The sequence below is a fragment of the Nocardioides sp. Soil_C_8 genome (assembly GCF_057656315.1).
The window spans coordinates 131463-150247 of record NZ_JBDGKQ010000003.1 but is presented as its reverse complement, the minus strand read 5'-3'; the positions used below and the strand labels follow the sequence as shown (position 1 = coordinate 150247).

17 protein-coding genes are annotated in these 18785 nt (G+C 73.9%); 8 read left to right on the top strand and 9 right to left on the bottom strand.

All coding sequences use genetic code 11. The features are described from left to right. Positions 1 to 68 precede the first annotated feature (68 nt). The 4 genes from AC3A3L_RS14390 to AC3A3L_RS14375 are packed head-to-tail and all read right to left on the bottom strand — an operon-like array spanning position 69 to position 1843. Positions 69 to 884, bottom strand: a complete 816-nt coding sequence (locus AC3A3L_RS14390) for a DNA/RNA non-specific endonuclease (protein ID WP_487640727.1) — start codon at positions 882 to 884, stop codon at positions 69 to 71. Positions 885 to 928: 44 nt separating this feature from the next. Then, entirely contained in the window at positions 929 to 1513 is a 585-nt protein-coding gene (locus AC3A3L_RS14385; protein ID WP_487640726.1) for a TetR/AcrR family transcriptional regulator, read from the bottom strand. Further along, on the bottom strand, positions 1500 to 1664 hold the full coding sequence (locus AC3A3L_RS14380) for a hypothetical protein (protein WP_487640725.1): 165 nt from the start codon (positions 1662 to 1664) through the stop codon (positions 1500 to 1502). Before AC3A3L_RS14380 ends, AC3A3L_RS14385 begins: the two co-directional genes overlap by 14 nt. Further along, positions 1661 to 1843, bottom strand: a complete 183-nt coding sequence (locus AC3A3L_RS14375; protein ID WP_487640724.1) for a hypothetical protein — start codon at positions 1841 to 1843, stop codon at positions 1661 to 1663. The genes AC3A3L_RS14380 and AC3A3L_RS14375 overlap by 4 nt, the downstream gene beginning before the upstream one ends. 86 nt (positions 1844 to 1929) lie before the next feature. On the opposite strand from AC3A3L_RS14375, the gene AC3A3L_RS14370 reads away from it, so the two are divergent. Both AC3A3L_RS14370 and AC3A3L_RS14365 read left to right on the top strand, forming a co-directional pair. Further along, positions 1930 to 3147 (top strand): acetyl-CoA C-acetyltransferase, encoded by a 1218-nt coding sequence (locus tag AC3A3L_RS14370; RefSeq protein WP_487640723.1) that lies wholly within the window; start codon positions 1930 to 1932, stop codon positions 3145 to 3147. A gap of 75 nt (positions 3148 to 3222) precedes the next feature. After that, entirely contained in the window at positions 3223 to 4407 is a 1185-nt protein-coding gene (locus AC3A3L_RS14365; protein WP_487640722.1) for an endonuclease/exonuclease/phosphatase family protein, read from the top strand. Here the strand turns inward: AC3A3L_RS14365 and AC3A3L_RS14360 are convergent. Beyond that, on the bottom strand, positions 4401 to 4997 hold the full coding sequence (locus AC3A3L_RS14360) for a DUF6529 family protein (RefSeq protein ID WP_487640721.1): 597 nt from the start codon (positions 4995 to 4997) through the stop codon (positions 4401 to 4403). The two genes, AC3A3L_RS14365 and AC3A3L_RS14360, sit on opposite strands and share 7 nt — an antisense overlap. Before the next feature lie 130 nt (positions 4998 to 5127). Here AC3A3L_RS14360 and AC3A3L_RS14355 point away from each other — a divergent pair, with 130 nt between their 5' ends. The 3 genes from AC3A3L_RS14355 to AC3A3L_RS14345 all read left to right on the top strand — a co-directional run bounded on the left by AC3A3L_RS14355 (position 5128) and on the right by AC3A3L_RS14345 (position 6829). Further along, positions 5128 to 5757, top strand: coding sequence for a YceI family protein (locus AC3A3L_RS14355; RefSeq protein ID WP_487640720.1), 630 nt, complete (start codon positions 5128 to 5130; stop codon positions 5755 to 5757). Positions 5758 to 5882: 125 nt separating this feature from the next. Continuing rightward, complete coding sequence (locus AC3A3L_RS14350) at positions 5883 to 6479, top strand: hypothetical protein (RefSeq protein ID WP_487640719.1); 597 nt, start codon at positions 5883 to 5885, stop codon at positions 6477 to 6479. Next, on the top strand, positions 6467 to 6829 hold the full coding sequence (locus tag AC3A3L_RS14345; RefSeq protein ID WP_487640718.1) for an FUSC family protein: 363 nt from the start codon (positions 6467 to 6469) through the stop codon (positions 6827 to 6829). Before AC3A3L_RS14350 ends, AC3A3L_RS14345 begins: the two co-directional genes overlap by 13 nt. On the opposite strand, the gene AC3A3L_RS14340 is transcribed toward AC3A3L_RS14345, so the two are convergent. Next, positions 6811 to 8259 (bottom strand): phospholipase D-like domain-containing protein, encoded by a 1449-nt coding sequence (locus tag AC3A3L_RS14340; protein ID WP_487640717.1) that lies wholly within the window; start codon positions 8257 to 8259, stop codon positions 6811 to 6813. The genes AC3A3L_RS14345 and AC3A3L_RS14340 overlap by 19 nt on opposite strands. A gap of 178 nt (positions 8260 to 8437) precedes the next feature. On the opposite strand from AC3A3L_RS14340, the gene AC3A3L_RS14335 reads away from it, so the two are divergent. The 3 genes from AC3A3L_RS14335 to AC3A3L_RS14325 are packed head-to-tail and all read left to right on the top strand — an operon-like array spanning position 8438 to position 14112. After that, positions 8438 to 9112, top strand: coding sequence for a hypothetical protein (locus AC3A3L_RS14335; protein ID WP_487640716.1), 675 nt, complete (start codon positions 8438 to 8440; stop codon positions 9110 to 9112). Beyond that, on the top strand, positions 9109 to 10695 hold the full coding sequence (locus AC3A3L_RS14330) for a DNA polymerase Y family protein (RefSeq protein ID WP_487640715.1): 1587 nt from the start codon (positions 9109 to 9111) through the stop codon (positions 10693 to 10695). The genes AC3A3L_RS14335 and AC3A3L_RS14330 overlap by 4 nt, the downstream gene beginning before the upstream one ends. Before the next feature lie 12 nt (positions 10696 to 10707). Then, positions 10708 to 14112 (top strand): error-prone DNA polymerase, encoded by a 3405-nt coding sequence (locus AC3A3L_RS14325; protein WP_487640714.1) that lies wholly within the window; start codon positions 10708 to 10710, stop codon positions 14110 to 14112. On the opposite strand, the gene AC3A3L_RS14320 is transcribed toward AC3A3L_RS14325, so the two are convergent. Genes AC3A3L_RS14320 through AC3A3L_RS14310 form a run of 3 tightly spaced genes read right to left on the bottom strand, consistent with a single transcriptional unit; the run spans position 14105 to position 18683 of the window. After that, positions 14105 to 14773 carry an ATP-binding cassette domain-containing protein gene (locus AC3A3L_RS14320; protein WP_487640713.1) on the bottom strand — a complete coding sequence of 223 codons (669 nt, stop codon included), beginning with the start codon at positions 14771 to 14773 and terminating at the stop codon, positions 14105 to 14107. The two genes, AC3A3L_RS14325 and AC3A3L_RS14320, sit on opposite strands and share 8 nt — an antisense overlap. Beyond that, a complete protein-coding gene (locus tag AC3A3L_RS14315; RefSeq protein WP_487640712.1) occupies positions 14770 to 15609 on the bottom strand; it encodes an ABC transporter ATP-binding protein in 840 nt (279 codons plus the stop codon). Before AC3A3L_RS14315 ends, AC3A3L_RS14320 begins: the two co-directional genes overlap by 4 nt. Next, positions 15609 to 18683 (bottom strand): FtsX-like permease family protein, encoded by a 3075-nt coding sequence (locus AC3A3L_RS14310; protein WP_487640711.1) that lies wholly within the window; start codon positions 18681 to 18683, stop codon positions 15609 to 15611. The genes AC3A3L_RS14315 and AC3A3L_RS14310 overlap by 1 nt, the downstream gene beginning before the upstream one ends. Between the last annotated feature and the right edge of the window lie 102 nt (positions 18684 to 18785).

Sequence of the window (18785 nt, the reverse complement as noted above, 5' to 3'; positions counted from 1 at the left end):
CGACGCTCCGAGAACTGTCAGCCCACTGTGGCCCCACTGGACCCGCGAGGCAAGGGCGAGCCCGTCGACTACCAGTCGACCTGCTCGGGGTCGGTCACCAGGACGGGACCGGCGGGCCGGAGCTCGTCGGGCTCCACCGCCTCCCGCAGGCTGGGGAACGCGAGGCCGGTGCGCTCCTCGACCAGGTCGAGGGGCACGAGCCAGGTGTCGAAGTCGTCCAGGAAGTCGGGGACCGCGCCCTCGAGGCCGTCGAGGTCCTGGGTCAGCACGAACGCCTTGGCCCTCAGCCGTCCCTCGAGCCGGTAGACGACGACCTTCCAGTGCTCGACCGGCAGCTGGACGCCGCGGTAGGGAGGGTCGTCCGCGTCGAGGACGGGCCCGGCGAACAGGGTCAGCCGCCGGTCGACCAGGCCGTCGAGCGCCAGCACGGCGTTCTCGAGCAGGCCCCACACCCCGCCCCGGCCGGACTGGTTGAAGTCCTGGTGCTGCGGCGTGATGTTGGTGAAGCAGAACGAGTGGGAGTTGGCGAGCCTCGCCTCGTCGAGCGTGCCCCAGAGCAGGTCGGAGCGGCGCGCGACGTGTCCGCGGTCGAGGTCGTTGTCGGCGTAGACCTCCTCACCGGTCTGCGCGTCGGCCGGGATGCGGGGGTCGAGCCGGAACCGCTCGCCCGAACGGCTGATGCTCTCGCTGGGGAACAGGCGCAGGCCGTCGATGTTCCACGCCACCCACCACGCCAGCCGGCGCTGCGGGTGCATGCGGACCGTGAAGTGCGCGTAGTCGAGCGGCGTCGCCAGCGCGGGGTCGTCGCCGGCACCGGGAGCGGGCGCCTGCGGGGGTGCCAGGTCGGTGTCGAGGAAGCGGGGGTCGTACCCGAGGTCGGCCATGCCCGCAGTCTCGCGCACGCATCGGACAGACCGGCGTGCTGCGCTCAGCCGCGCGCCATGAGCACCCAGAGGAGCTCGAGCACCCGGTCCATCCACTCCTCCCCCACCTCGCCGTGCCGGACCAGCTCGCCGAGGTAGGCGCCGACCATCAGGCTGACCACGCCGTCCGCGTCCAGGCCGCCGCGCAGGAGCCCGGCTTCGACGTCGTCACGGATCCGCTGGACGAGCGCGTCGACGTAGGGCTCGAGCGCGGCGCGGAAGAGCCCGGTGAACTCCGGGTCGCTGTCGCCCACGATGGCAGCGAGACCACCCGGCCCCAGCACGACGCCCATCTGGTGCCACGCCTGCTCGAGCGCGAAGCGGATCTTGTCGCGGACCTCGCCCTCCTCGGGCACGTCCGGCAGGCCGATGGCCGCGGACAGCACGGTCGTCAGCAGGTGCCCGCGGTGAGGGTGGCGGCGGTAGATGGACGTCTTGGCGACGCCCGAGGTGGCGGCCACCCGGTCCATCGTCACGGCCCCGGGGCCGCCCTCGCGGAGCAACGCGAGGACGGCGGCGTGGAGGCGCTGGTCGACCGAGGCCTCGCGTGGACGCCCGGGGCGACGGGCTGCCCCCTCACCGGCGGGCATGCTCACCCCGCGCGGCCGGGTCGGAGGACGGCTCGGTCTGGTCCTTGCTCGGGATCGACAGCGCCGTGAGCAGCCCGAGCACGAGGACGTACGTCAGGATCCCGGCGAGGGTGAACGCGAGCAGGACGAGCAGCGGGTGCATCTCGCTCACGCCGCCTCGTCGAGCCGGCGGTCGCCGGGCTCCTCGAACACGGAGCGCGGCGGGGCGGCCGACGACTCCTCCGGATCCTTGCGCCACTTGTCGAGGAAGTAGATCCAGGTGACGGCGCCCATCGAGAGCCCGCCCGCGATCGACGCCGCGACGATGAAGACAACCACTTCGACACCCATGTGCCACCTCTTCCCGGGCCGGCAACCGGCCCTCGAATTTCGATACACTTATCGTAGCGTATCGACCACACGACTAGGTTCGCTCCATGCCCGACATCGTCATCTGCGAGCCCGTACGCACCCCGGTCGGCCGCTACGGCGGCGCGTTCGCCTCGCTGTCAGCCGTCGACCTGGCGTCGACCACCCTTGCCGAGCTGGTCCGTCGGACGGGCCTCCAGGAGGGCGACGTCGACGACGTCATCCTGGGCAACTGCTACCCCAGCGGGGAGAACCCCGCCATCGGCCGCATCGCGGCCCTCGACGCCGGCCTGGGGACCGGGGTGCCCGGGCTCCAGCTCGACCGCCGCTGCGGCTCCGGGCTGCAGGCCGTGCTCCACGCCGCCTCGCAGGTCGCCAGCGGCGGGGGCACGCTGATAGTCGCCGGCGGCGCCGAGTCGATGTCCAACGTCGAGCACTACGCCCTCGGCCTGCGCACGGGTGTGCGCAGCGGCAGCGTCGAGCTGATGGACCGCTTGGTGCGCGCCCGCGAGACCGCCGGCGGCAAGGACCACCCGGTCCCCGGCGGGATGTTGGAGACCGCCGAGAACCTCCGCGAGCTGTATGACATCTCGCGCGAGGAGCAGGACGAGCTGTCGGTCCGCTCGCAGCAGCGGGCCGGCGCCGCCCACGAAGCCGGCCGGTTCGACGCCGAGCTCGTGCCCGTCACCGTCCCGGGCCGCCGCGGCGGGCCGGACGTGGTCGTGGACCGCGACGAGCACCCGCGACCCGACACCACCCTCGACCAGCTTGCTGCGCTGCGGCCCGTCCGCGAGAAGCTCGACCCCGCGTCCACGGTGACCGCCGGGAACGCCAGTGGGCAGAACGACGGCGCCGCCATGTGCGTCGTCACCACGCGCGAGGAGGCCGAGCGCCGCGGCCTGCGCCCGCTGCTCGCGCTCCGGTCCTGGGCGGTCGCCGGAGTGGGGCCCGAGGTGATGGGCATCGGCCCCGTGCCTGCGACCGCTGCCGCCCTCGACCGCGCTGGCCTCACCCTCGACGACCTCGACCTCATCGAGCTCAACGAGGCGTTCGCCGCCCAGGTGCTGGCGTGCCTGCGCGAGTGGAAGGTCGACCCGACCGACGAGCGGCTCAACCCCAACGGCTCCGGCATCTCGCTCGGCCACCCGGTCGGCGCCACCGGTGCGCGCATCCTCGCCACCCTGGCCCACGAGATGCAGCGTCGCGGGTCGCGCTACGGCCTCGAGACCATGTGCATCGGCGGCGGCCAGGGCCTCGCGGCCGTCTTCGAGCGCGTCGCCTCGTGAACCCGCTGCGGCGCCGTCTGCCTTTGCCCTGAATTGGGGGTTGCCGCACCGCGAGCGGGGTGCGACGGTCCGAGGATGACCAGAGCCCCCCGCCACCGCGCCCTCCGCCGGGTCCTCACCGGCCTCCTCGCCTCGACCCTCGCGCTGGGCGCCGCGCTCGCGCCCGGCGCGGGCGCGCATGCGAGTCCACCACCGGGCGCCGGAGCGGGCACACCGGCCCGTACGGCCACGGTGATGACCCGCAACCTCTACCTCGGCGCGGACCTCACGCCGATGCTGGTGGCCCTCGCGAGCGGCAACCAGGCCGCCATCGTGGGAGCGGCGACGCAGACGTGGGCCGCCGTCCAGGCAACCCGGCCCGCGGAGCGGATGGGGGCGATCGCCGACGAGATCGTGGCCGCCGACGCCGACGCCGTCGGCCTGCAGGAGGTCACCACCTGGACGACCTTCGCCTACAACCCTGCGAACGGGACGACGAGCAACCCGACCGTCGCGTACGACTTCCTCGACCTGCTGCTCGACGCCCTCGCCGAGCGCGGTGCGGGCTACCACGAGGTCACCGGCGCCACGGCGCACAACTTCTCCTCGCCGCCGATCCCCTACCTGGCCAGCCCGACCGCCACCGTCCCGACGCGGGCGGTCCGTCTCGCCGACCGTGACGTGATCATCGTCCGCGACGACGTCGCGACGACGAACGCACGCACCGGCACCTACCAGAACATCATCAGCTTCCCGATCGGCGGCGCCCAGCTGCCCGTGGCCCGGGGCTGGGGCTCGGCCGACCTGACGGTGGGCAAGGCGAGGTTCCGCTTCGTCAACTCCCACCTCGAGGCCTTCGGCATCCCCGGCGTCGACGGCGAGCAGGTGCGCGTCGCCCAGGTCGGCGAGCTCCTCGCAGCCCAGGCCGCGATCGCCGCCCAGGTCGGCAGCCTGCCGATCGTCTACGTCGGCGACTACAACTCCGACGCCCCCGACGCGCCGGCGTACCGGCGCCTCCTCGCCGGCGTGGGCGCCGACGCGTGGCCGCGCAACCACCCGGGCGACCCGGGCTTCACGTGCTGCCTCGGTGCGACGCTGACGGATCCCGACAACCCGCTCACCTCGCGGATCGACCTGGTCCTGCACAGCCCGGACATCAAGGCGGCGCGCGCGCACATCGTCGGGGACGACCCCGCTGACATGACCGCCTCGGGCCTGTGGCCCTCCGACCACGCCGGAGTGGTGGCGCGCCTGGTGATCCCGGCCCGCCGGGGTCAGTAGCCGCCGCCGGCGCCTGGCCAGCCGCGCGCAGCGACGTACCAGGCCGCCGACGTCAGCACCACGACGAGCAGCAGGGTGAAGAGCAGCCCGCCCGCCACCGGCAGGAACCAGCCGGGGGCGCGGCGGGCGCGCACCGCGACGACCTTCACCACGACGGCGCCGAACACCGCGCAGCCGAGCACCCCGTGGACGACGGCGCGCAGCGGGACCGCCTCACCGTGAGGGAGGGTGCCCACCTCCAGCCCGAGCGCCCACAGGCAGCTGTAGCCGACGAACACCGTCAGCAGCAGCGCGGCCGCCCCCGACACCCGGTGCGCCGTGCCGAGCCAGGACGGCGGCCGGCCGCCGAGGTGACCGTAGAGCCAGAGCGCGCTCAGCAGCTGCAGCAGGACCAGCAGGCCGACGACCGTCGCGAGCACGACCTTCATCTCGATCACCGTGCGGAACCCGAGGTCGGTGGTCCCGCTGAGGGTGGGGTCGTGCACCCGGCCGAACACGCCCAGCAGGACCGCCACCACGGCACCCGCCGCGAACGCCGCGAGCGGGACCGTCATGCTCGCGGAGGTCCGGGCTGCCGGCTGGTCGGCCATGGGCTCAGGATGCGCCGATCCGGCGCGCCACGGAAGCGTGAGGCGCGGATCACACCCGGAGGGGAATGGAGGGGACGTCGCGCTGGTTGGATTGGTTGAAACCTCAACCAAAAAGTCCTCAGGAGCCCCGATGTCGTTCTTCCGCCGCAAGTCCAAGCCCGCCAGCCACGTCGCCGCCCCCGCGGCCGCCGACCAGTCCTCCGCCCCCGTCGCCGTGGCCGAGCGCGACGCGCTCACCGGTGACTACACCATCGACGCCAGCCACTCGCGCCTCGGCTTCTCGGCCCGCCACGCGATGGTCACCACCGTCCGCGGCCAGTTCGCCGACTTCGACGGCACCGCCCACGTCGACGCCGAGAACCCCGCCGCCTCGAGCGTGTCGATCAACATCCGCCCCGCCAGCATCTCGACCGGCACCGCCGACCGCGACGGCCACCTCGTCTCCGCGGACTTCTTCGACGTCGAGAACCACGACGCGATCACCTTCGCCTCGACCTCCGTCGAGCGCGACGGCACGGAGTGGACCATCACCGGCGACCTGACGATCAAGGGCACGACCCGATCGGTCACCATCCCCTTCGAGGAGACCGGCACCGCGATCGACCCGTTCGGCAACACCCGCGTGGGCTTCGAGGGCGCGACCACGATCAACCGCAAGGACTGGGACCTGTCCTGGAACGCGGCTCTCGAGACCGGCGGCGTGCTCGTCTCGGAGAAGATCAAGCTCGAGCTCGACATCTCCGCGATCAAGAACGCCTGATCACCTCGCCGAGCACCAGCACCCACGGCGCGGACGGACCCGGGACCAGTGGTTCCCGGGTCCGTCCGCGCGCGCTCGTCCGCGACCTGTTCCGACTGAACCCGGTCCCGCCCGGGCAGCACCGGGTGGCCCTGCGCGCCGGGCTCAGCGTCGCCGTGCCCCTGCTCACCCTGGTCGCCACGGACCGGACCGCGTGGGCGGTCTACGCGGCGTTCGGCGCGTTCACCGCGCTCTACGGCCGCAGCCGGGTCCACCTCCCCCGCGCCGTCATGCAGTGCACCGCGGGCCTGTCGCTCGTCACCGCCGTCGGTCTGGGTGCGCTGGCGTCGGCAGTCGGGGTCGGCCCGTGGACGCTCGTGCTGCTCAGCGCCCTCGTGGCCGCCTCCGGCTCGGTGGCATCCACGGTCTTCGACTGGCACCCTTCGGGCCCGCTGTTCCTGCTCTTCGCGTTCGGCACCGTGTCCGCCGTACCGGCGACGACGGCCGACGTCCCGGTCGCCGTCGCCGTGTCGGCGGCGAGCGCCGCCGTCGCCGTCGTCATCGGCAACGTCGGCGCCCTCACACGTCGTACGCCGTGGACCCCTCCCCGCCGCTGCAGGGCGTGCCGGGGTACGTCGACCCGTTGCGCTACCTCCTCGTCACGCTCCTGGCCGGCGGAGCGGCGACCGCGGCGGGGATCGGCCACCCGTGGTGGGCGATGGTCGCAGCGGTGGCTCCGCTGAGCGTCAGCGGTCGTGACCACCAGGCACTGCGCGCCGCCCACCGCAGCGTCGGCACCGTGCTCGGGCTGCTCACCGCCGCGCCGCTGCTCCTGCTCGGGCTCGATCCCGTGCCCCTGGTGCTCGTGGTCGTCGTCCTCCAGGTCGTCACCGAGCTGGTGGTGGGCCGCAACTACGGCATCGCGATGCTCTTCATCACCCCGATGGCGCTGCTCATGGGGCAGCTCGGGTCGTCACAGGACGCGGCCGGCCTCCTCGTCGACCGCGGCGTCGAGACCCTGCTCGGCGTCGCCGTGGCGCTCGCCGTCATCGCCGTCGAGCACGGGCGCTCCGGTCAGTCGCCCTCCCAGTAGGGACCCTTCCGGTAGTGGTCCGGCTCCACGGTGGTGACGGGCCGGCGCACCGTGCGCCAGACCGTCCGCGTCGAGCCGTCCGGCTGACGGACCTCGCGACGGACCCGGAAGTTGGCGTACGTCGTCGTATAGGCGTTGCGGGTGTTGCGGGTGTTGTTCCACTGGTAGTCGAAGTTCCGGAGGTACTTCTTCGCCACCACCGCGCCCTTGACGGTGAACCACACCTCGTCGTTGGCGGTGCTGAGGCTCGACCAGTTCACCGACCCGGTGATCACCATGTTGGTGTCGGGGACCCCGTTGTAGGTGCCCTGGATGATGAAGTACTTCTGGTGGCTGTAGTAGTCGAGGATCAGGTCGTCGATGCCGTCGTTGTTGAGGTCGAAGTTGTCGTCGAGGTTGTAGTCCATGCCCGTCGAGCGCAGCGGGATCCGGCCGCGCTTGGTCGGGGCGGCGATGACCCCCTTCGTGTGGTAGCCGATGAGGCCGTAGGTGACCCGCACGTCGCACCCCTGGACCCACTTCTGGCGGATCGCCTCGGCGAGGTAGTCACCCCGGGCGCCGCGCATCGTGTGCATCGACAGGGCCAGGCGCGTGCGCTTGACCTTGCCGGTGACGGGGTCGGGCGTCAGGCACTGGATGCGGTCGAGCATCTGCACGACCAGGTCGTCCTTCGGCCGCGAGACGCGGGGGAACGCGACTGCCGTGTGCTTGTCGACCGAGTCGTCGCACGCGACGCCGTTGTCCGGGATCCCGCAGAAGACGAGGGGCTCCTGGCGGGTGTCGTAGTCCTTGCTCATGTCCTTGAAGAGCGTGACGAACTGCCGGAAGAGCTCGTGGTCGCCATCGGTGAAGTAGAGGTCGTTCCACTGGTGGATCGCCGCGTTGCGGGTCATGTTGGCCGAGCCGACCGCGATGACGTCCTCGGACTTCCCGGCCTGGCTGAAGAGGTAGAACTTCGAGTGCAGGTTGTTGAACTCGTTGGCCGCGCCCCGACAGCTCTGCTTGCACTTGTAGATGAAGCTGCCCTTCTTGCGGTTCTTGCCGATCTCGGCGCGCACCACCTTCATTGCAGGCGTCTCCCAGTGGTCGTTGAGGAGCATCTGCACCTGCACCCCGCGACGGTGGGCGGCCACCAGCGCGTGCGCGACCGGCAGCCGGTCGAAGGAGTAGATCGCGATCCTGATGGACGAGCCCTTGGGGGTGTTGTTGATCGTCTTGATCACCCGGCGCTCGATCTGGAAGTGCCCCTTGGCGAGGTGGGGGTCGTTGAAGAACGGCCCGCTGAACGCCTCCCACTTGTTCGGCTTCGGCTTGGCAGCGACTGGGGCGGTGGACGACACGACACCGCTTGCCTGCCCCGGAGCCACCAGGCCCAGCGACACCACCAGGACCAGGCACAGGCCCCCCACGAGCCTCGAGATCTTGGACACGAACCCCCACCTTCCGTCGAACGCGTCCGGCCAGCATAAGCAGACCCGCGCCGTTCCGGGCCGCGCATCGGACCGCGTCTCGCAGCGAGTCGAGCGGCGTGGTCTGATGTCCCACCCACAGGGCGGAGTGCGTGACCTCTCGCTTGACTGGTTCGAACACGTGTTCGATCATGGGGGCATGTCGTCCGCCCGCTCCGTCACCGCGCTCGACCCGGGTCGGTCCGTGGTCGAGCAGCTGCGCGAGCGGGTCGCCGCGATGGAGCGCAGGCCCGCCGGCGAGCCCGTGGCAACGCTCCCCGGGCTGGCCGACCTGGTCCCCCTCCACGCGGGCTCGTCCTATGCCGTCGACTCGGCGTCGCTGGCGCTCGCGCTCGCGGCGGGAGCCTCGCAGGCCGGCGAGTGGGTCGGCTTCGCGGGCTGTGCCGACTTCGGCGCCGAGGCGGCCGCGGAGCTCGGGATCGAGCTCTCCCGCACGGTGCTGGTGCCGGATCCCGGCGAGCACTGGCTGGAGGTGACTGCTGCGCTCGTCGACGTGCTGCGCGTGGTCGTGCTCCGCCCGCCGGCCTCCGTCGACGAGCGCACGGCGGGGATCCTCGACTCCCGGCTGCGCACCAGGTCGGCCGTGCTGGTCGTCCAGGGCCAGTGGCCGCGCGCGTCGGCCCGGCTGAGCATCGAGGAGTCCACGTGGACCGGCCCCACGGCGGGTGCCGGCGAGCTGCGGGAGCGGCGGGCCCGGGTCGCGGTCCACCGGGGCGCGCGGCCGCCCCTGCGTGCCGACCTGGCCTGGCCGGGCGTGCAACGGGTCGATCCCGACCGTGGGGTCCACGCGGTCCGTGAGGTCCGCCGCGCATGAGGGTGATGGTCGTGTGGTGCCCCGACTGGTCGGTGGTCGCCGCCCTCGAGGAGGCCGACCGGTCGCTCCGCTCCCCTGCCGCCGTGCTGTCGGCCAACATCGTCGAGGTGTGCAACGGCCCCGCCCGCGCCGAGGGCGTACGCCGTGGTCAGCGCCGCCGCGACGCACAGGCGCGGTGCCCCGACCTGCTGCTGCTCCCGGCCAACCCCGACCGCGACGCCCGCGCCTTCGAGCCGGTGCTCGCGGTCGTCGAGGAGCTCCGCCCGGGCGTGGCCGCCCTCCGCCCCGGGTTGCTCGCGGTGCGGGCGCCCGGCAGCTGGTACGGCAGCGAGACCGCGGCGGCGGCGACCGCCTGCCAGGCCCTGGTCGAGACCGGCGTGTGGGACGTGCGGGTCGGCATCGCCGACGACCTGTTCACCGCCGAGCAGGCCGCGCGGGTGGCGGAGGTGCAGTCGTGGACGGTCGTCCCTCCTGGTGGGTCGCCGTCGTTCCTGCGCGGCCTCCCCGTCCAGGTGCTGCAGGACGACGGCGCCCGCGGTCGCGAGCTCGTCGGCCTGCTGCAGCGCCTCGGCATGCGCACCCTGGGCGACCTCGCCGACCTGCCGGGCGACGCGGTCGAGCACCGGCTCGGCGCCTACGGCGCCACCGTGCGCCGACGGGCCCGGGGCGAGGACCCCACCCTGTTCGCGGCGCGCACACCGCCACCCGAGCTCCACGCGGAGGTCCCCTTCGAGCCGCCGCTCGACTCCGTCGAGGCGATCACCTTCAGCGTGCGCACGACGGCCGAGCGGTTCGTCGCCCAGCTCGCCCACCACCAGCTCGTCGCCACCGGCGTGCGGGTGGAGGCCGAGTCCGACGGGGTCGTGTGCTCCTCGCGCGCCTGGCTGCACCCACGCCACTTCAACGCGCGCGACCTCGTGGACCGGGTCCACTGGCAGCTCCAGTCGGCCGGGTCGACGAGCGGGTCCGGCGGCTCGCTGCGGGCCCGCAAGCAGGTGGGCGTCGTGCGGGCCCCGATCGACCGGGTCCGCTTCGTGCCCGAGCTGGTCGAGCCGGCGGCCGCGCACGGCGAGGCACTCTGGGGCTCGGCCTCCGACGACCTCGTCGAGCGGGGTGTGGCCAGGGTGCAGGGCATGGTCGGCTTCGACGCCGTACGCCGCCCGGTCCTGCAGGGCGGCCGCAGCCCGGCGGCCCGGCAGGCGCTGGTGCCGTGGGGAGAGCGGGCGGTCGACCTCCGCCCGGTGGACCGCCCGTGGCCGGGTCGCGTTCCCGGACCGGCGCCGGTGCGGGTGTTCGCCCCTCCCCGGATCGCCGAGGTGGTCGACGACAGCGGCCGGGAGGTGTGCGTCACCGACCGCGGCGTGGTCAGCGGCGAGCCGCGGCACTTCCGGGTCACCGGCCAGGCCGAGGGCCTGCCGTGGCAGCCCGTGACGGCGTGGGCGGGCCCGTGGCCCACCGACGAGGGCTGGTGGTCGGGCGGGGCAGGGCCGAGCGCGCGGTTCCAGGTCGTCGGCGCCGACGGCCGGGCCTGGCTGCTGCTGCGGGCGCCGGGGGGCTGGTCCCTGGAGGCGGGCTATGACTGAGTGGGGGCCCTGATGGGCTGGAACAACCCCGCCATGCGGTGGAAGGAGCTCGAGCGCCGGCTGAGCGGCCTGCCCGGCGCCGACGACGCCCCGGTGTCGCGTCGCAAGCGCGCCTCGACCGAGGCCCGAGAGATCGAGCGACCCGCGGTGGTCACCCCCTATGCCGAGCTGCACTGCCACAGCCACTTCAGCTTCCTCGACGGCGCGTCCTCTCCGGCCGAGCTCGTCGAGGAGGCGGTGCGGCTGGGCCTGCACGCGCTGGCGGTCACCGACCACGACGGCTTCTACGGCGCGCCGATGCTGGCGGAGGCGGCGGCCGCCTACGGCCTGCCCACCGTCTTCGGCGCCGAGCTCTCGCTCGGCCTGACCGGTCCCCAGAACGGCGTCCCCGACCCGGAGGGCAGCCACCTGCTCGTGCTGGCGCGTGGCGTCGAGGGCTACCACCGCCTCGCCGCGGCGATGACCGAGGCCCACCTGCGCGGCGACGAGAAGGGCAGGCCCGTCTACGACCTCGACGAGCTGGCCGAGCAGGGGCGTGGCCACTGGGCGGTCCTCACCGGCTGCCGCAAGGGCGCGGTGCGGCAGGCGCTCGCCACGGGCGGTGAGTCGGCGGCAGCCGAGGCCCTCGACCGGCTGACGTCGCTGTTCGGGCTCGAGCACGTGCTCGTCGAGCTCTCCCCGCGCCCCGGCGCCGACGTCACCAACACCGCGCTGGCCGCTCTGGCCGCCGTCCACGGGCTCGACGTGGTCGCCGCCGGCAACGTCCACCACGCCACCCCGCAGCGGCACCGGCTCGCCTCGGCGATGGCGGCCGTGCGGGCGCGCCGCAGCCTGGCCGAGCTCGACGGGTGGCTCGACCTGTCGGGCTCGGCCCACCTGCGCAGCGGGGCGGAGACGGCCGCAGCGCTGCCGTCGTACCCCCACGCCGTGGCCAGGAGCGTCACCTTGGCCGACGAGCTGGCCTTCGACCTGCGCAAGGCCTCACCCGCGCTGCCCAAGCGGCAGATCCCCGAGGGCCACACCGCCGACTCGTGGCTGCGGGTGCTCGCGGAGCGCGGGTTCGCCGAGAGGTACGCCGGCGTCCCCCACGAGCGCGAGGCGCGCGAGCGGCTGGAGCACGAGCTGCGGATCATCGCCGAGAAGGACTTCGCGGGCTACTTCGTCATCGTCCACGACATCGTGGCCTTCGCCCGCGAGCGCCGGATCCTGTGCCAGGGCCGGGGCTCGGCCGCCAGCTCGGCGGTCTGCTACGCCCTCGGCATCACCGCGGTCGACGCCGTCTTCTACAAGCTGCCCTTCGAGCGGTTCATCTCTGCCCACCGCGACGAGGAGCCCGACATCGACGTCGACTTCGACTCCGACCGGCGCGAGGAGGTGATCCAGTGGGTCTACGACACCTACGGGCGCCGCAACGCCGCCCAGGTGGCCAACGTGATCGCCTACCGGCCGCGGATGGCGGTGCGCGACGCCGCCAAGGCTCTGGGCTTCTCCCCCGGCCAGCAGGACGCCTGGTCCAAGCAGATCGACGGCTGGAAGTCGGTCGTGGCCGGTGACATGGGCGACCCGGCGGCCCACGACGTGCCGGCAGCGGTCGTGGCGCTCGCCGAGGAGCTGATGGGCGCCCCCCGCCACCTCGGCATCCACTCCGGCGGGATGGTGCTCACCGAGCGGCCCATCGGTGAGGTCTGCCCCATCGAGCGCGCGCGGATGGACCGGCGCACCGTCCTGCAGTGGGACAAGGACGGCTGCGAGTCCATGGGGCTGGTCAAGTTCGACCTGCTCGGCCTGGGCATGCTCGGCGCGCTCGACCACATGATGCGCCTGGTCGCCGACCACCTCGGCGAGCAGTGGGACCTCGCCACGATGCCCAAGGAGGAGCCGGCGGTCTACGACATGCTGTGTCGCGCCGACTCCATCGGTGTGTTCCAGGTGGAGAGCCGCGCCCAGATCGGCACGCTCCCCCGGCTGCGCCCCCGAGAGTTCTACGACCTGGCCATCGAGATCGCCCTGATCCGTCCCGGCCCGATCCAGGGAGGTGCGGTCCACCCCTACGTCCGGCGCGCGACCGGCCAGGAGCCGGTGACCTACGACCACCCAGAGCTGGTGCCGGTGCTGGAGCGCACCAAGGGCGTGCCGCTGTTCCAGGAGCAGCTGATGGCGATGGCGGTCACCCTCGGTGACTGCAGCCGCGACGACGCCGACCTGCTGCGCCGTGCGATGGGCTCCAAGCGGGGCGTCGAGCGCATCGAGTCGGTCAAGCAGAAGCTCTACACCGGCATGGAGCGCCGGGGCATCACGGGCGACCTCGCCGACTCGATCTACGTCAAGATCCTGTCCTTCGCCAACTTCGGCTTCGCCGAGTCCCACGCACTGTCCTTCGCGCTCCTCGTCTACGCCTCCTCGTGGTTCAAGCTGCACTACCCGGCGGCGTTCCTGGCCGGGCTGCTGCGCAACCAGCCGATGGGCTTCTACTCTCCGCAGTCGCTGGTCCACGACGCCCGACGGCACGACGTCGACGTACGCCGTCCCGACGTGACGCGGTCCGCGGCCCAGGCCGACCTCGAGCCGGTCGACGCAGCCGTCGACGGTCCGGTCGTCGCGACCGGGCTCGAGGAGTGCTGCCGGCCTCGCTTCGACCGCGTCGAGTGGGTGCCGGGCACCCCCGACCCGGTGCCCGCGCACCGCCGCGACGGCGCGCTCGCCGTACGCCTCGGGCTGGACTCGGTGCGCGGCATCGGGCTCGAGGTGGCGCGCCGGATCGTCGCCGCGCGCGACGAGGCGCCGTTCACCGGGATCACCGACCTGTCGCGCCGCGCCGGGCTGACGTCCGCGCAGCTGGAGGCGCTCGCCACCGCCGGTGCCTTCGACGGGTGGGGGCTCGACCGGCGCTCCGCGCTCTGGGCGGCCGGCTTCGCCGAGGGGTCCGACCACCTCCCCGGCACGACGCCGGCGCCCGCTGCGCCGGCCCTGCCGGGGATGAGCGAGCCCGAGCTGACCCTCGCCGACCTGTGGGCCACCGGCGTCTCCCCCGAACGACACCCGGTCGAGCACCTCCGCGAGGAGCTCCGCCGCGCCGGGATCCGATCGGTCGAGGAGCTCGCCACCGCCGAGCCCAACCGGCGCGTCCACGTCGGTGGCCTCATCACCCACCGGCAGCGCCCCGGAACTGCCATGGGGGTCACCTTCCTCAACCTCGAGGACGAGACCGGCATGCTCAACGTCGTCTGCTCGGTCGGGGTGATGAAGGCCCACCGGCAGGCCGCCCGCAACCGGGTCGCCGTCGTGGTCCGCGGCAAGCTCGAGCGCAACGAGGGCGTCACCAACCTGATCGCCGACCGGGTCGAGGCGATCGACGTCGTGGTGCCGGGCGCGGGAGCGGTGCTGCAGGCGCGGGCGTCGTCACGCGACTTCAGGTGAGCCGGCGTACCCAAATCGCCGCCCCCTCGTCGAGGGCGAGCACCGCGTCGGTCCGGTCGGCGGCCTCGGGATCGTGCGTCGCCAGGACCACGGCCGCCCCGCCTGCGGCCTCCTCGCGGAGGGCGGCGAGCATCAGCTCGCGGTTGCCGGCGTCGAGGTCGCTCGTGGACTCGTCGGCGAGCAGCACCCGCGGCCGCAGGGCGAAGGCACGCGCGAGCGCGACACGCTGCTGCTGGCCGCCGGAGAGCTGGTCGACGAGGTGGCGGCCGAACTCCGCCAGCCCGACGCGGTCGAGCTGCTCGGCCACGCGTCTCGATGCCTCGCGGGCCGGCACGCCGGTCCCGAGCAGCGGCACGAGGATGCTCTCCTCGGCCGAGAGGGTCGCACTGAGGCCGTTGCCCTGCGGCACCAGCACCACCCCCGCCCGCGCGGCGTCGTCCCGGTCGCCGAGCGCGCGGCCGCCGACCTCCACCGCGCCGACGACCGTCGCGGCTGCCGGGCGCAGGGCACGCGCCAGCGCCCACAGCAGCGACGACTTGCCCGCACCCGACGGACCGGTGACCGCCAGCATCCGCCCGGCGGGCACCTGCAGGTCGAGGCGGCGTACGGCGACGAGCTCGCCGTAGGCGACTTCGAGACCGGTGCACCGGAGGTCGCTCATCCGTCCTCCTGATCGGCCTGCGCCCTGAGCTCGATGTGGTCACCGACCTCGTCGAGCCGCACGAGAGTGCCCGGCGGCAGCATGTCGCGGACGTGGCCGGGGAGTGGCAGGAAGCCGTCGGCGGTGACGACGGCGTACTCGTCGCCGCTGCGCCCCTCGCCACCGATCCTGCCGTCGCGGATCGTGACCGTGCGGGGCAGCACGCGGGCGACGTCGGGGTCGTGGGTGACCAGGACGACGGTGGTCCCGTGGGTGGCGCTCACGTGCGTCAGCGCGTCGAGGACCCGGTCGCGCGCGGCATGGTCGAGCTGGCTGGTGGGCTCGTCGCACAGCAGGAGGCCGGGGCGGGTGGAGACCGCGACGGCGACCGCAGTGACCTGCAGGTCGCCGAGGGTCAGCCCGGTCAGCGGCTCGTCCGCGTGGTCGACGAGCCCGAGCTCCGTGAGCACCTCGGCCGGGTCGGGGAGCGGGCGACCGGCCCGACGGGCCAGGCGTTGGGCGAAGCGGACGTTGTCGGCCGGGGTGGCGTGGGGCAGCAGGTTGCGGCCCGCGCCCTGGAGCACCAGGCCGACCTCGGTCGCCCGGAGCCGGTCGAGCGCGCGGGGCGGTGCCGTCGACATCTCAGTCCCCCCGACGAACACCTTGCCGGCGCTCGGTCGGAAGATCCCCGCCAGCAGGCTCATCAGGGTCGACTTGCCCGACCCCGACGGGCCCAGCAGCCCGACCACCTCCCCCGCCGCGACGTCGAGGTCGACCCCCGACAGCGCCGCGACGTCGTGGCCCTCGGCGTGGTAGATGTGCACCAGGCCGCGGGTGCGGATCGCGAGTCCGTGCATCAGTCGCCCTCCCTCACGCGCTCGACATGGGCTCGGCGGGCCACCACGAGGCCCGCGACGGCGGCCACCGCGAGCAGCACCACGGCGCAGGTCGCGGTGACCGCGAGGACGGCCGGCCACGAGGTCGACGTGTCGATCACCGGCACCTCCGGTGGTCCGGGGAGGAACGCCACGTCCGGCATCGCCAGCGCAGCACCCGCGAGGCCGGCTGCGACCCCGGCGACGACGGCGAGCGCGACGGCCGGCAGCCGGGCCCACACCGCGAGGCGGCGGGTCGTCCGCCTGTCCACGCCGTTGAGCCGCAGCACGGCGAGGTCACGGGCGCGGGTCCGCCAGCCGATCGCCGCGAGCACCAGGAGGACGAGCAGCGCGAGGACCACCACCGCCGGCGCCACCGCGGCGCCGAGCGCCAGGCTCCAGCTCGCGACGCTGTCGTCGTACGACTGACGGATGCTCGCGTGGCGGCGTACGTCGGTCACCGCGATCGCCCGCTCGCGCAGCTCCGCCTGCACGTCCGCCACCAGGTCCGCGTCGTCCTCCGTCCAGACCTCGACGCCGGTGTCGCGGGTGATCGCCGCACCGCGGGTGGCGGCGTCGAGGTCGACCATCTTGGATCCGTCGGGCATGGCCGGCACGAGGACGAGCGAACCGGCGTCCGCCGCCGACCGGTCGGTGCCGTCGACGCCCTCGAGCACCAGCGGCTCCGCGGAAGCGTCCGGGGGCTCCTCGGTCAGCAGCGCCGGGAGCGACCTCGGCACCCACGCCGGGGAGACCTCGACCGGGTAGAAGCCGCCGGCATCGATCGCGAGCCGCAGCGTGCCGTCGCCGCCGCCCACCGGCGTGACGAGGGTGTCCTCGTCGTCAGTGGTGTTCCAGTCCGAGGTCGCGGTCGGCCAGGCGACCTCCCGGCCGTCCACGCGCAGGCCGGACAGCGCGAGCTCCCCCCGGACGAGCGCGCCCTGGGCGGCCGTCAGCTGCAGCGCCGCCAGTCGGCAGCCGCCGGCGCAAGCATCGGCCCGGCCGGTCAGTCGCCGGCGCGAGCCGTCCAGCGGCAGGGTCCCGAGCGGGATGGTGCGGCGCACGCCGGTGGCGGAGGTGACGACCAGCCCGAGCCGCACGTCGACCTCGCTGCCGAAGATGTCCCCGGAGGTGATCCCGGCGCCGGGATCGACGTCGAGCGAGACGCGCGTCCCGGCGATCTCCGTCGGCTCATCGTCGGGCGGGGTGAGCGCCTGCCACTCCTCGGGCGTGGGACCACCGCGCGGGAAGAACGCGATCCGACGGAACTCGTCCGGCTCCACGGCGAGGGTGTCGCGTCCGACCAGGACTGCCGTCGCCCGGCCCTCGGCGCCGGCCGCCGTCAACGCCGAACGCACGCCGTCGAGGTCGCCGCCCGCCACCCGGAGCACGACCGGGGCGCCGGCCTCGTGCTCACTGGCGTTGGCGCGGATGCGCTCGCCGACGGCGAGCGCGTCCATCGAGAAGACCGCGAGGGCGCACGCGACGGTGAGCACGACGATCACCGTCTGCCCCTCCGACCGGCGCCCGAGCTCCAGCAGGCTCGTGCCACGGACCAGGCGGCCGCGCGCCAGCAGGCGACGGCCGAGCAGCCGGCCGGCCGGGCCGGCCAGGTGCGCCAGCAGCAGGCCCGCCAGCAGCGCCAGCAGCGCAGGACCGGCGAGGGCGAGGGGACCCTGGAGGCTTCCCGTGACGAAGGCGACCACCGCCGTGGCGACGCATGCGACGACGAACGCCTCGACGGCACCCAGCGCCCACCCACCGGTCGCTGTCGGGCCGCTGCGCACCACGTCGTGCAGGGGCTCCCGAGCCGTGCGTACGGCGGCGGCGACAGTGGTCAGCACGATCACCGCCACCGCGACCAGGAGCGCGGCGCCGAACCCGGGCCCGGCCTCGGTCGGAGCGGACCCCGGCAGCACTCGTCGCACGACCAGCCCACCGGTCAGCGCCAGGAGGGCGCCCGGCACGACGCCGAGCAGGAGCGCCGGGAGCAGCTCCAGCAGGAGGACTCCGGCGGCCCCGGCCGGGCCGTGTCCGCGCAGGCGCGCAACCGCGACCTCGCCGCGCCGCGAGGAGGTGGCGGCGCTGAGCACCAACCAGAGCACGAAGAGCGACAGCACGCCCAACGGCGCCAGGAGCAGCGGCACGGTGCGGTGGGCCCGGTCGACCTGGGCGCGCAAGGCATCGGCCAGCTCGTCCATGCCGGTGCGGAGCGCCAGATCGTCGCCATGCACGTCGAGGTCGTCGCCCACCCGCCGGACGCCGTCGCCCAGCGCGAGCACGCCGTCGACGTCGGCGTCGTCGGTGCGCACGGGGGCACCCGCCTGCGACGTCTCCGCCGTCATGATGGAGCCGTCGGTGAAGGTCGCCTCGCTCGTCAGCCACGCGTCGTGGCTGGCCGAGGGGTCGGTCCCGCGCACGATGCTCGAGACGCCGACGGTGCGCTGGCCCTGCCACCACGCGTCGTCCGGAAGCGGGGCGTACGTCCCGACGACCTCGAGGCGGACGTCGGGCTGGTCGGTGACCGAGGAGCCGACCGTGCGGACCGAGCCGGGCCGCAGTCCGAAGTTGTCGACGTCCGCCTCGCTCACCAGGACCTCACCGGGCGCCTCCGGGCATGAGCCGCTCAGGACGCGAACGTGCTCGCAGGCACCGTCCCGCCACAGGAGCAGCCCGGACGGCGGGACCTCGCCCGTCGTCGGCACGACGATCGAGGTCCGGCCGAGCACGACCGGCCCGAGACGCGCGGCCAGGTCGTCGGGGACCAGCGCCGCGAGCTCACGCGGGTCGCGCGGGTCCGTCCCACCGGCGAAGTCGCTGCCCTCTGACACGACGGCGACCGACGCGTCGGCGGGCGTCGCCCGCGCCAGGAGCGTGTCCACCAGGGACTGCTGCATCGCCCGGTCGTACACGGGGGCGAAGGCGGTGCAGGCGGTGATCAGCGCGGAGATCGCAACCAGCGCCAGGGCCTGGCCGCGCCGGTGGCGCCAGGCCGATCGCCACGCGTGCCGGACGGGCGACCACGCGTGCGCGCGCGGGGATCGCGAGCCCGTCATGGCCACTTCCTGTCGTCGCCCCGCTGCGGATGGGTGCGGGGAGGATATCCCCGGTCGCCCGCGCGGGTGGGACGACAGGGCCGCCCTTCCCCCCGGTAGGTC

What these genes read in the sequence shown, in the direction of transcription:
- AC3A3L_RS14365 (WP_487640722.1), top strand. Translation starts at nt 3,223, where the DNA reads ATGACCAGAGCCCCCCGCCACCGCGCCCTCCGCCGGGTCCTCACCGGC.
- AC3A3L_RS14310 (WP_487640711.1), bottom strand. Translation starts at nt 18,683, where the DNA reads ATGACGGGCTCGCGATCCCCGCGCGCGCACGCGTGGTCGCCCGTCCGG.
- AC3A3L_RS14375 (WP_487640724.1), bottom strand. Translation starts at nt 1,843, where the DNA reads ATGGGTGTCGAAGTGGTTGTCTTCATCGTCGCGGCGTCGATCGCGGGC.
- AC3A3L_RS14360 (WP_487640721.1), bottom strand. Translation starts at nt 4,997, where the DNA reads ATGGCCGACCAGCCGGCAGCCCGGACCTCCGCGAGCATGACGGTCCCG.
- AC3A3L_RS14315 (WP_487640712.1), bottom strand. Translation starts at nt 15,609, where the DNA reads ATGCACGGACTCGCGATCCGCACCCGCGGCCTGGTGCACATCTACCAC.
- AC3A3L_RS14330 (WP_487640715.1), top strand. Translation starts at nt 9,109, where the DNA reads ATGAGGGTGATGGTCGTGTGGTGCCCCGACTGGTCGGTGGTCGCCGCC.
- AC3A3L_RS14370 (WP_487640723.1), top strand. Translation starts at nt 1,930, where the DNA reads ATGCCCGACATCGTCATCTGCGAGCCCGTACGCACCCCGGTCGGCCGC.
- AC3A3L_RS14355 (WP_487640720.1), top strand. Translation starts at nt 5,128, where the DNA reads ATGTCGTTCTTCCGCCGCAAGTCCAAGCCCGCCAGCCACGTCGCCGCC.
- AC3A3L_RS14325 (WP_487640714.1), top strand. Translation starts at nt 10,708, where the DNA reads ATGGGCTGGAACAACCCCGCCATGCGGTGGAAGGAGCTCGAGCGCCGG.
- AC3A3L_RS14335 (WP_487640716.1), top strand. Translation starts at nt 8,438, where the DNA reads ATGTCGTCCGCCCGCTCCGTCACCGCGCTCGACCCGGGTCGGTCCGTG.
- AC3A3L_RS14385 (WP_487640726.1), bottom strand. Translation starts at nt 1,513, where the DNA reads ATGCCCGCCGGTGAGGGGGCAGCCCGTCGCCCCGGGCGTCCACGCGAG.
- AC3A3L_RS14320 (WP_487640713.1), bottom strand. Translation starts at nt 14,773, where the DNA reads ATGAGCGACCTCCGGTGCACCGGTCTCGAAGTCGCCTACGGCGAGCTC.
- AC3A3L_RS14390 (WP_487640727.1), bottom strand. Translation starts at nt 884, where the DNA reads ATGGCCGACCTCGGGTACGACCCCCGCTTCCTCGACACCGACCTGGCA.